Origin of the sequence: Thauera sp. 27 (genome assembly GCF_000310125.2) — a bacterium.
Classification (GTDB): Bacteria; Pseudomonadota; Gammaproteobacteria; order Burkholderiales; family Rhodocyclaceae; genus Thauera; species Thauera mechernichensis.
The window spans coordinates 25,964-37,214 of the sequence record NZ_AMXB01000042.1 but is presented as its reverse complement, the minus strand read 5'-3'; the positions used below and the strand labels follow the sequence as shown (position 1 = coordinate 37,214).

The following is an 11,251-nucleotide window of genomic DNA, read 5'->3' as shown; positions in this document are numbered from 1 at the left end:
CCGCTACCCGGGGCGGGCGGGGGCGCGACGGCGCGGGGCGGGTACGGCAAAGGGGAGCGGGCTGCGGCTCGTCAGCCCATGCAGGGCGCAGGTAAGATGCGGCGCACGATGTCTCGAACGGGGTCCCGAGGATGATGATTCGCCGCCTGCTTGCCCATGCCTGCCTGTCGTTTGTCGCGCTTGTGCCCGGCGCTGCGGCACTGGCGCAGATTGCCATGCCGGTCGCCGAACTGGGCGCGGGCATGTACCGCATCGAGGCCGAGGTTGCGCATACCTTCGAGATGCGCCAGGTCGGCCTGATGAACCGCGAGGCGATGGCCTTGCATCGTGGCATGGTGTTCGTGTTCCCTGAGGATGCGCGGCACTGCATGTGGATGCGCAATACCTTCCTGCCCTTGTCGGTTGCCTTCCTCGACGCCGAGGCCAGGATCATCAACATAGAGGACATGCAGCCACAGACCGAGACCAGCCACTGTGCAGCAGCCCCGGCGCGCTTCGCGCTGGAGATGAACATCGGCTGGTTCGCCGAACGTGGCATCCAGGCGGGCGACGTGCTGCGCGGCTTTGCTGCGCTGCCCCCGGCACGCTGAACAGCGGCCTGCCGAGGCGGGCCAAGACAGGAATTGGCTGGCTTTCCCGGCTTTTATCGGGCGGCAGATATTGCCGCCGTGCGCCGATAATCCGCACACGTCTTCTCGCGTCCAGGTCCATCCGGGCGGAGCGGGGGGCGGACGGAGCCGGCCGTGGCCGAAGAAAGCGACCTCGAGAAGACAGAAGCCCCCTCACCGCGACGTCTGGAACAGGCGCGCGAGGAAGGCCAGGTCCCGCAATCGCGGGAGCTGTCGACCTTTCTCGTCACCGTGACCGGCGCTGCGGCGCTGCTGCTGCTGGGCAACTGGATGGCGACGCGCATCGCAGGGGTCGTGCGCAACGGTTTCGCCTTCGATCGTGCGACGGTGTTCGACCATGTGCTGATGCTCGACGTGCTCAACCGCATGCTCAGCGGTGCCCTGCTGACGTTGATGCCGTTGTTCTTCATCCTGCTGATCGCGGCGGTTGCGGCACCGGTGCTGCTCGGTGGGCTGGTCTTCGCGCCCAAGGCGCTGGGCCCGAACTTCGGGCGCATGAATCCCATCCAGGGCCTGGGCCGCATGTTTTCGGTGCATGGCCTGGCGGAGATGGTGAAAGCCATCCTCAAGTCGCTGGTCGTGGGCGGGGTGGCGTCGCTGGTGCTGTGGATGAACAAGGACCGTCTGTTCGACCTCATGGTCGAGCCGCTCGAGGTCGGCATGGCCGACTTCTCCAGCATCGTGGCCTTCGCGGCGTTGCTGATCGTGCTCAGCCTGGGCCTGCTGGCGCTCATGGACGTGCCTTTCCAGCTCTGGCAGTACCAGAAGAAGCTGCGCATGACCAAGGAAGAGGTCAAGCGCGAGAACAAGGAGCAGGAGGGCGACCCGATGGTCAAGGGCCGCATCCGTGCCTTGCAGCGCGAGATGGCGCGCAGGCGCATGATGGCCGAGGTGCCCAAGGCCGATGTGGTGGTCACCAACCCGACGCACTTCTCGGTTGCGCTGCGTTACGACGCCGAACGCATGGGGGCGCCGGTGGTGGTCGCCAAGGGGCGTGGCGAGCTGGCGCTGAAGATCCGCGAGATTGCCGCCGAACATGGCGTGCCGATGCTCGAGGCGCCGCCGCTGGCACGTGCGCTGTACGCCCATTGCGAACTCGAAGCCTCCATCCCGGCCGCGCTGTACACCGCGGTGGCCGAGGTGATGGCCTATGTGTACCAGCTCGACGCCTGGATCAAGCAGGGTGGCCTGCCGCCGGTCGTGCCGGCTGCGCTGCCGGTTCCGGCCGGCATGGATCCCGGCGTGCCTGGGGAATGAACGCCTGACTTATGCCCATGAACGACATCCTGAATCTGCGCCAGCTGCTGACTTCGGCCAACCTGCGCCAGCTTGCCGCGCCAATCCTCATCGTCATGATCCTGTCGATGATGGTGCTGCCGCTGCCGGTGTTCCTGCTCGACGTGTTCTTCACCTTCAACATCGCGATCTCGGTGATGGTGATGCTGGTGGCGATGTACTCCAAGCGCCCGCTGGACTTCTCGGTATTCCCCACGGTGCTGCTCGTCACCACCTTGCTGCGCCTGGCGCTGAACGTAGCGTCCACCCGTATCGTGCTGCTCGAAGGCCACGGTGGCGGCGACGCGGCAGGCAAGGTGATCGAGGCCTTCGGCAGCTTCCTGGTGGGCGGCAATACGGCGGTTGGCCTGGTGGTGTTCGTGATCCTCACCATCATCAACTTCGTGGTGATCACCAAGGGTGCGGGGCGTATCGCGGAAGTGTCGGCGCGCTTCACCCTGGATGCGATGCCCGGCAAGCAGATGGCGATCGACGCCGATCTCAACGCCGGCCTCATCGACGAAAAGGAGGCCAAGCGCAGGCGCAAGGAGATCGCCCAGGAGGCGGACTTCTATGGTGCGATGGACGGTGCCTCCAAGTTCGTGCGCGGTGACGCCATTGCCGGCATCATCATCCTGGTGATCAACATCCTCGGCGGCCTCTTCGTCGGCGTCATGCAGCACGAGATGGCGGTGGGCGAGGCGGGGCGCACCTACACCCTGCTCACCATCGGCGACGGGCTGGTGGCGCAGATTCCGGCGCTGATCATCTCGGTGGCCGCCGGCCTGGTGGTGTCGCGCGTCGGCGACGAGGGCGACATTGGTGGGCTGGTCATTGCCCAGGTGTTCTCCAACCCCACGGTGATGACCCTGACCGCCATCATCATCGGCGTGCTCGGCCTGATCCCGGGCATGCCCAACCTGGTCTTCCTGCTGATTGCGGCCTGCCTCGGGGCGCTGGCGTGGCTGCGCCGGCAGCGCGTTGCCGAGGAGGTAGCGGCAGCACGGCCCGAGTCCGAGGCGCCCGTGCAGCAGCCCCAGGCCGATGCGATGGAGGCGAGCTGGAACGACGTCTCGCAGGTGGACGTGCTCGGCCTCGAGGTCGGCTACCGCCTGATTCCGATGGTGGACAAGGGCCAGGACGGCGAGCTGCTCAAGCGTATCCGCGGCCTGCGCAAGAAGTTTGCCCAGGAGGTCGGATTCCTGTCCTCGCCGGTGCATATCCGCGACAACCTGGAACTCAAGCCCAACGGCTACCGCATCGCGCTCAAGGGCGTCGAGGTCGGTGCCGGCGAGGCCTATCCAGGCCAGTTCCTCGCCATCAACCCGGGGCGGGTGTCCGGTCCGCTGGCCGGGCGCGAGACGACCGATCCCGCGTTCGGCCTGCCCGCGGTGTGGATCGACACGGCTACGCGTGACCAGGCGCATGCGCTGGGCTATACGGTGGTCGACGCGAGCACGGTGGTGGCCACCCACCTCAACCATGTCATCCTCAACCATGCTGCCGAACTCCTCGGCCGCCAGGAAACTCAGGCGCTGCTCGATCACGTGGGCAAGGATTCGCCCAAGCTCATCGAGGATCTCGTGCCGAAGACGCTGGCGATCGGCACCCTGCAGCGCGTGCTGCAGAACCTGCTCGAGGAAGGCGTCAACATCCGCGACATGCGCAGCATCATCGAGGTGCTGGCCGAGCATGCACCGCGTACCCAGGACCCGTTGCAGCTCACCACCCGCGTGCGCGAGGCGCTTGGGCGCGCGATCATCCAGAGCCTCTTCCCGGGCAATGGCGAAGTCCAGGTCATGGCGCTGGAGCCTGGGCTGGAGCGCATCCTGCTGCAGGCCATGAGCGTGGGCAGCGAAGGCGGGGCGATCGAACCCGGGCTGGCCGACACCCTGCTGCGCCAGACCGCGCAGATCGCCCAGCGCCAGGAGGACATCGGCCTGCCGCCGGTGCTGCTGGTGCCCTCGCAGTTGCGCACGCTGCTGTCGCGCTTCCTGCGCCGTGCGGTGCCCAGCCTCAAGGTCATCTCCAACTCCGAGGTGCCCGAGAGCCGCACCATCCGCGTCACCGCCATGGTGGGGGCGCAGGGCTGACCGCGGGCGCGCGCCAGGGTATCGCGCGGCGCGCGCAGTGAGGTCCGAATAGACGGGGTAAAGCCGCTTTATTCGGCCCCTGGGCATTGACGGGGTGTGGCGATAATTCCCATCAAGCAGTGGTCGACATCGACCGCCGGGAGAACCGCCATGAACGTCAAACGCTACTTTGCCCCTACCGCCCGTGAAGCCCTTCGCGCTCTGAAGGAGGCGCTCGGTCCCGATGCGATCGTGCTGTCGAACCGTGCGGTCGACGGCGGCGTCGAGATTCTTGCCCTGCCCGGCGACGCCGTCGGGGCGCTGCAGGCAGCCAACCGCGCCACGATGGGTGCGCGCAGCGGTGGCCAGGGCAGGGTGGCGGACGAGTCTGCGTCCGGTTCCCGCCCCCAGGCCGAGGCCGTTCAGCGTGCGCCCGCCGCCTTGGCCGATGAAGGCGATTTCCAGGTCAGTCTGTCTGCCCTGGCGGCGAGCGCAGCGCGCTCGGCGGCGCGCGGCGGACAGCGTGTGGAGCCGAGCGCGGAGAGCGCCGGCCCGGTGGTGCGCCCGTTCAACCCGCCGCGGATCGAGACCGCCGATTACGCCATGCGTGGCCGCGAAGCCGTGCTGCGGTCGGCATCGGCGCGCGGTCGCAGCGATCAGGCGAGTGCGCCGGCGGTCACCCGTGCGGCGGCGCAGGGCGACGAGTTTGGTGGCGCACGTGTGCGCGAATTGCAGGAGACCAACGCCCGGCTGATGTCCGAACTGGCCGGCATTCGCGGCATGATCGAGCGTCAGCTGGCCGGATTCGCCTGGGGTGAGACCCGGCGCCACGCGCCTGCGCGCGCAGCGATGCTGGGCGAGCTGCTCGAGGCGGGGTTCTCGGCGGCCATCGCGCGCAAGCTGGTCGAGGCCGTTCCCGAGGATGCGAGCCGCACCGAAGCGCGCGAGGCCGTGGGCAGCATGCTCGACCGCATGATGCGCGCGCGCTCGTCCGACGAGGATCTGCTCGATCGCGGCGGCGTGTATGCCCTGGTGGGGCCGACCGGGGTGGGCAAGACCACGACCACCGCCAAGCTGGCGGCGCGCTGCGTGGTGCGCCATGGCGCCGGCAAGCTGGCCCTGATCACCACCGACGGCTACCGCATCGGCGCCCAGGAGCAACTCCGCATCTATGGCCGCATCCTGGGGGTGCCGGTGTATTCGGTGCGTGATGGTGCCGACCTGCGCCAGACCCTGGCGGGTCTGCGCAACAAGCACATGGTGCTGATCGATACGATGGGCATGAGCCAGCGCGATCGCCTGGTCGGCGAGCAGGCGGCGATGCTGTCGGCGGCCGGAGACGTGCGCCGTCTGCTGCTGCTCAACGCCACCGCGCGCGGGGATACGCTCGACGACGTCGTCCGCGCCTACGCCGGCAACGACCTCGCCGGCTGCATCTTCACCAAGGTTGATGAGTCCGCTGCGCTGGCGCCGGCGCTCGACGTGGCCGTGCGTCATGAGCTCGACATCCGCTATCTGACCAATGGTCAGCGTGTGCCCGAAGATCTGCACCTGCCCAATCGCGCCTACTTGCTGCACCGCGCGCTGCGCGAGCATGCGGGCGAGTCGCCGTGGCGCCTCGATGGCGACGAGGCGGGCATGCTGCTCGCCGCAGCCGGCATGGGAGCCTGACATGATCGACGGACGCGAAGACCAGGCGGCAGGCCTCAGGCGCCTGTTCCGCCGCGCGCCGCCGGTAGTGGTGGCGCTGTATGCGTGTGGCCGGCAGCGCAGCCACACGGCCGTGCTCGCCGCGCATCGGCTGGCCGGCCGCGCCGAGCGCGTGCTGATTCTGGACGAGGCCCAGGGCCAGGACGCCCTGGGCGGCGTGCTGGGTACGGGCGAGGGTACGGACCTGCTGCAGGTCCTGGACGGACGTACGACCCTTGCCGCGGTGGTGCAGCCGGTGCCCGGTTTGGTGGGGCGGGTGCCCGTGGCGGCGGCCGCACTGGCCTTGCCGCTGCTCGACGATGCACGCCGTGCCTGCCTGGTCGAGGCGCTTCGCTTGCTGCACCGCCATGCGGGCTTCGTCCTCGTGCATGGCGCGGGCGAGGCGGCAGCACAGCCGTCGCCCTTCGTCAATGCGGCGCCATGCCGGCTGGTGGTGGCAGAGGCCTGCGCGAGCGGTGCGACCGAGGCTTATCGGGTGATCAAGGGTCTGGCTTCGGCAGGTGCAGGTTCGGTGCATGTTGCCGTCAGCCGGGCGCGCGACCGCAGCGATGCGCAAGCCTTCTTCGCCACGCTCGAAGCACTCGTGCGCCGACATGTCGGTGTGCCGCTGGCCTGGCTCGGCGAGGTCGAACGCGATGACATCGCCAATGGTCTGCGCCAGCCGCTGCAGTGGAATTCGCGCGACGCAGGCGCTGCATTCATGCGTCGTATCAATGCCATGGCACGCGCACCACGTGTGATGCGTGCCTGAGTCCCGTCATGGCCTTCAATATTCCCGCTGGTAATCCCGCCCCCGCTGCGGGAAAATCACCGCCTCCGGTTAGCGGAGCCAGCGCGGGCAGGGGCTCGCGTCGTCCCAAGATACAGGTTGAATGGATGTACGACGCCAACGGCAACCTCGACAAGAGCAGCCTCATCGAAGCGTATGCGCCGCTCGTCAAGCGCATCGCCTTCCAGCTCATGTCCCGGCTACCGGCCAGCGTGGATGTGGATGACCTCATCCAAAACGGCCTCATGGGGCTGCTCGATGCGCTCGGCCGCTATGAAGAAGGCCTCGGTGCCCAGTTCGAGACCTATGCGGTGCAGCGTATCCGCGGCGCCATGCTCGACGGCTTGCGCGAGAACGACTGGCTGCCGCGCAGTTTGCGCCGCGACATGCGGCGTATCGAGGCGGCGATCCATGCGCTCGAGCAGCAGTTCGGCCGCCAGCCTTCGGAGACGGAGCTTGCCGAGTCGCTCGGGGTCTCGCTCGACGAATACCAGCGCATGCTGCAGGAGGCACGCGGCCACCAGCTCGTCTATCTCGAGGACTTCAACCGCGACGAGGACGACGATTTCCTCGAGCGTCACCTGGCCGCCACGGACAGCAATCCGCTCGACCTGCTCGAGGACAGCGAGATGCGCGAACGCCTGGTCAACGCGATCTGCGCGTTGCCCGAGCGCGAGCAGATGGTGATGGCCCTGTATTATGACGAAGAGCTCAATCTGCGCGAGATCGGTGCGGTTCTCGGCGTGACCGAGTCGCGGGTCTGCCAGTTGCACGGCCAGGCCGTGGCGCGCCTGCGTGCGGGGCTCTTCGAAGGCAGCTCCACGCTGCCACCACAACGCCGACGCGGGCGACCGCCCAAGAAGGCGGCCAACTGAACACAAGCCCTGACAAGGATGCGTGTGCGTATCTTGACGCCTCATCATGGATAAGATCAGCCTCGTCGGCCTGACGCTCGGCATTGCGGCCATCGTGATCGGCCAGGTGCTAGAGGGCGGGCATATCTCCTCGCTGGTGCAGCCCACGGCCTTCCTGATCGTGATCGGCGGCACGCTGGGTGCGGTGATGCTGCAGAGCCCGCTGCGCAGTTTCGTCGAAGGCATGCGCATGGCGCGCTGGGTGTTCGTTCCGCCGGCGATGAGCGCCCAGGCGGTCATCGAGCAGGTCGAGAACTGGAGCCATGTTGCGCGCAAGGAGGGGCTGCTGACGCTCGAGAACCAGATCGAGAGGCTGTCCGACCCCTTCATGCGCAAGGGGCTGCAGCTGCTCGTCGACGGTGTCGAGCCCAACCGTCTGCGCGAGATACTGGAAGTCGAGGTCGGCGTCTGGGAAGGGCAGCTGCGCCAATCCGCGCGGGTGTGGGAAGCGGCCGGCGGTTACGCCCCCACCATTGGCATCCTGGGCGCAGTCATGGGCCTGATCCACGTGATGGAGAACCTTTCCGATCCGTCGCGGCTCGGCGCCGGCATTGCCGTGGCCTTCGTCGCGACGATCTATGGCGTCGGCTTCGCGAACCTGGTGTTCCTGCCGATTGCGAAGAAGCTCGTGGCCCATATCATCACCCTCACGACCCAGCGCGAGATGTTCATCGATGGGCTGGTCGGCATTGCCAACGGCGACAATCCACGCATCATCGCCAGCCGCATGCAGGGCTACGTCGTCTGAGGGCGGGGCGGCCATGCGGCGCAGGCGCAAGCTCGACGAAGAACATGACAACCACGAGCGCTGGCTGGTCTCCTATGCCGACTTCATCACGCTGCTGTTTGCCTTCTTCGTGGTGATGTATTCGCTGTCCTCGATCAACGAGGGCAAGTATCGTGTGCTGTCCGATTCGCTCGTCCAGGCGTTTCGCAACGTCACCGTCAACGACAGCAGCGAGCAGATCGCGCTGCCCCAGGTCACCGTGGTGCCACCCCGACCGGTCACTGCGCAGGCCGTCCCGGCCGTCGATCCGCAGGCCGAGGTCCGGCGCCGGGAGATGGCGCAGCGCATGCGCAACATGGCGGACGACATCCGGCGCGTGCTCAACCCGTTGACGCAGGCCGGCCAGGTCAACGTCACCGAAGGGGCATTCGGCGTCAGCGTCGAGATCAACGCCAGCCTGTTGTTCGCACCCGGCGATGCAGCGCTCGGCACGCAGGCGGTCAATGCGCTGCGGGCCGTTGCCCAGGTGCTGGCGCCGGCGGGGTTTCCGATCACCGTCGAGGGCCATACCGATGCGGTGCCGATCAGTACGTTCCGCTTTCCGTCCAACTGGGAGCTTTCGGCGGTGCGTGCATCCACGGTGGCGCGGCTCTTCATCGACAGTGGCGTGCAGCCCGATCGCTTGACGGTGGCGGGCTACGCGGACCAGCGCCCTGTCGCCGGCAACAGCACGGAAGAAGAGCGTGGCCGCAATCGGCGGGTGACGATCCTGATCGAGTCGCGGACGGCCGACGTCGCCCCCGATCCGCGGCCGGCCAGCATCCCTGCGGGCGATCCGATTCGCTCGATCCTGCCCGACGGATTCTGAGCCGCCGGGCAACGCCGCACGCCTCAGCTTGCAGGCCGCCTCCAGGGCGCAGGACATGTTCGCAGGCGCCCTAAAGTTGGTCGCTGGCAGGCCGATATGAGCGATGATACGGCCATGCGGCGTATGGCCTGGACCTGCACTCGCAGGCCCTCGCTGCATGCGTTGCGACTGGTTTGCCCGCGTCCTGCTTCCTGGAGTCGTACCTGAATGAAGAGCGGCATTATCCCGGTGGATCGAGAGGTGCGTTTCGATGCGCATGAGATCATCGTCTCCAAGACCGACGTCAAGGGCATCCTCACCTATGCCAACCGCGTCTTCATGCGTGTTGCCAATTTTTCGGAGCGGCAACTGCTTGGCAAGCAGCACAACGTGATCCGTCATCCCGACATGCCGCGTGGCGCGTTCCGCTTGCTCTGGAAAACCCTGGGCGAAGGCCGCGAGTGGTTCGGCTTCGTCAAGAACATCACCGCTGATGGCGCCTACTACTGGGTGTTTGCGAACGTCACGCCCGACCATTCCGACGGCCGGCTGATCGGCTACTACTCGGTGCGCCGGCAGGCGCCGACCGGCGCGATACGGGAGATCGAGCCGCTGTATCGCGAGATGTGCGCAATCGAGGCCCGCGCCGGCGCCAAGGATGCGCCGGATGCCTCGATCGCCTGGCTCACGCGTCAGCTCGAGGCCCGCAGCACGAGCTACGAGGCCTTCGTGCTCGATTGCTACAAGCGCCACCTGAAGAACGGGGAGTGAGTCGATGAGCAGCACGAGAGTTCTCGCACAAACGAGCGGGACCAGCCGCGGGCGGCTATTTGCGTCGCAGCAGTTCACCCTGATGTGTGCAATCTACATCGGCACCGTCTGGATGCTGGCTGGCTTCAATGTATGGACGTCGGGCTGGAACGTCCTCAACACCTTGCTGCCGCTGGGGACGCTGGCCTACGTCGTGTTTTCCTTCGTGCATCACCGCCGTACGCTGGACGCGGTGACCCGCCTCAACGAGGCGATCGTGGCGGCGCGCCAGGGCAATACCCACCATCGCATCACCAATGTCTCGGGTTTGGGCGAGATCGGCCACGTTGCGTGGAACTTCAACGACCTCATGGATGTGGTCGAAACCTATTTCAAGGATGTGTCGAACTGCTTCGAGCGCGCAGCACGGCGCGACTTTACCCGTCCGGCGATGCCGATGGGCATGCCGGGCGATTTCGGCCGCTCCGAACACGAGATCAATCACGCGCTCGAGGCCATGCTCAAGGCGGACGAGTTCTCTCGGCGCAACCGCCTGTCGGCCAACCTGCACGAGATGAACGCCGGCTCGCTGTTCAAGAACCTCAGGATCAACCAGAACGACATGCTCAACGTGTCCGAGCTGATGAGCGACGTGCTCGACATTGCGGAGCGCAACGGCCGGGGGGCGCGTGACAGCAGCGAGACGGTGGCCGACCTGCGCGCCACCATGACCTCGATGCATGGCCGGATGCAGCGCATGGGGAGTGCGGCGGGGGAGTTGGGTGCCTCGAGCCAGGAGATCGACCACACGGTGAAGCTCATCTCCGAGATTACCGAGCAGACGAACCTGCTCGCGCTCAATGCAGCCATCGAGGCAGCCCGCGCCGGAGAGGTCGGTCGCGGCTTTGCCGTCGTTGCCGACGAGGTGCGCAAGCTCGCGGATCGTACGCGCCAGGCCACCGAGGAGATCGGCAAGGTCGTACGCAGCCTGCGCGCCTGCGTGGATGAGATGGTCGACCAGACAGGTGGGGTCAGCGGCCAGGTTGCAGAGGTCACCGACCGTGTGAGGCTCTTTGCCGATGGGTTCGCCGACGTGGCCCAGTCAGCCGACGAGACCATCCGCCTGATCGGTACTGCCCGCGAGCGAGTCTTCGGCACGCTGGTCAAGGTCGACCACATCATCTACATGCAGAACGCCCATGTCGCGGTGGAGAGCGGCGGACGCGAGCGCGTCGAGGAGGTCTCGGTGACGGCGCGCACGTGCCGGCTCGGCCACTGGTACTACGAAGGCGACGGGGCACGGGCGTTCGCGGGAGCACCCGCCTATCGCAGCCTGGAGAGGCCGCACCATGCGGTGCATGACGGCGTGCAGCGTGCGGTGGAGGCTTCGCGGGGAGACTGGCTGCACGACGAGGCCGTCTTCAAGCGCATCGTGGACGAGATGCGCGCCGCCGAAGCGGCCAGCAGCGAGGTCATCCGGCTGATTGGCGAGATGATCGAGCACAAGCGGGTGGAGCAGGGGCGCAACGGGAACACCCGGCACTAGCTTGTGTCCGGG

The 11,251-nt window shown here is 67.0% G+C and carries 10 protein-coding genes; all 10 read left to right on the top strand.

The genetic code is table 11. From position 1 onward, the window contains the following. Positions 1–131: 131 nt before the first annotated feature. The gene (locus B447_RS18395) at positions 132–590 is read left to right on the top strand and encodes a DUF192 domain-containing protein (RefSeq protein ID WP_002923995.1); all 459 of its coding nucleotides are present in this window, start codon (positions 132–134) and stop codon (positions 588–590) included. A gap of 153 nt (positions 591–743) precedes the next feature. Further along, positions 744–1,886, top strand: a complete 1,143-nt coding sequence (flhB, locus tag B447_RS18390; RefSeq protein WP_002944027.1) for a flagellar biosynthesis protein FlhB — start codon at positions 744–746, stop codon at positions 1,884–1,886. Between the two features lie 17 nt (positions 1,887–1,903). Continuing rightward, positions 1,904–3,997, top strand: coding sequence for a flagellar biosynthesis protein FlhA (flhA, locus tag B447_RS18385; RefSeq protein WP_002944026.1), 2,094 nt, complete (start codon positions 1,904–1,906; stop codon positions 3,995–3,997). A gap of 150 nt (positions 3,998–4,147) precedes the next feature. Next, positions 4,148–5,647: a flagellar biosynthesis protein FlhF gene (flhF, locus tag B447_RS18380; protein ID WP_002944025.1), complete on the top strand. Its 1,500-nt coding sequence runs from the start codon at positions 4,148–4,150 to the stop codon at positions 5,645–5,647. 1 nt (position 5,648) lies between these two features. Continuing rightward, entirely contained in the window at positions 5,649–6,437 is a 789-nt protein-coding gene (locus B447_RS18375; protein WP_002924001.1) for a MinD/ParA family ATP-binding protein, read from the top strand. A 125-nt stretch (positions 6,438–6,562) separates the two neighbouring features. Continuing rightward, entirely contained in the window at positions 6,563–7,330 is a 768-nt protein-coding gene (locus B447_RS18370) for an RNA polymerase sigma factor FliA (RefSeq protein WP_002944024.1), read from the top strand. A 46-nt stretch (positions 7,331–7,376) separates the two neighbouring features. Further along, on the top strand, positions 7,377–8,117 hold the full coding sequence (locus tag B447_RS18365) for a flagellar motor protein (RefSeq protein ID WP_002944023.1): 741 nt from the start codon (positions 7,377–7,379) through the stop codon (positions 8,115–8,117). A gap of 13 nt (positions 8,118–8,130) precedes the next feature. Further along, a complete protein-coding gene (motD, locus tag B447_RS18360) occupies positions 8,131–8,964 on the top strand; it encodes a flagellar motor protein MotD (protein WP_002924004.1) in 834 nt (277 codons plus the stop codon). A 207-nt stretch (positions 8,965–9,171) separates the two neighbouring features. Continuing rightward, positions 9,172–9,714, top strand: a complete 543-nt coding sequence (locus B447_RS18355; protein WP_002944022.1) for a PAS domain-containing protein — start codon at positions 9,172–9,174, stop codon at positions 9,712–9,714. An 82-nt stretch (positions 9,715–9,796) separates the two neighbouring features. After that, positions 9,797–11,239, top strand: coding sequence for a methyl-accepting chemotaxis protein (locus tag B447_RS18350; RefSeq protein WP_002944021.1), 1,443 nt, complete (start codon positions 9,797–9,799; stop codon positions 11,237–11,239). Positions 11,240–11,251 lie beyond the last annotated feature (12 nt).

Bases quoted from the DNA above. Each gene is read 5' to 3' on its own strand.
- B447_RS18395 (WP_002923995.1), top strand. From the start codon at position 132: ATGATGATTCGCCGCCTGCTTGCCCATGCCTGCCTGTCGTTTGTCGCG.
- flhA (WP_002944026.1), top strand. From the start codon at position 1,904: ATGAACGACATCCTGAATCTGCGCCAGCTGCTGACTTCGGCCAACCTG.
- flhF (WP_002944025.1), top strand. From the start codon at position 4,148: ATGAACGTCAAACGCTACTTTGCCCCTACCGCCCGTGAAGCCCTTCGC.
- B447_RS18375 (WP_002924001.1), top strand. From the start codon at position 5,649: ATGATCGACGGACGCGAAGACCAGGCGGCAGGCCTCAGGCGCCTGTTC.
- B447_RS18370 (WP_002944024.1), top strand. From the start codon at position 6,563: ATGTACGACGCCAACGGCAACCTCGACAAGAGCAGCCTCATCGAAGCG.
- B447_RS18365 (WP_002944023.1), top strand. From the start codon at position 7,377: ATGGATAAGATCAGCCTCGTCGGCCTGACGCTCGGCATTGCGGCCATC.
- motD (WP_002924004.1), top strand. From the start codon at position 8,131: ATGCGGCGCAGGCGCAAGCTCGACGAAGAACATGACAACCACGAGCGC.
- B447_RS18355 (WP_002944022.1), top strand. From the start codon at position 9,172: ATGAAGAGCGGCATTATCCCGGTGGATCGAGAGGTGCGTTTCGATGCG.
- B447_RS18350 (WP_002944021.1), top strand. From the start codon at position 9,797: ATGTGTGCAATCTACATCGGCACCGTCTGGATGCTGGCTGGCTTCAAT.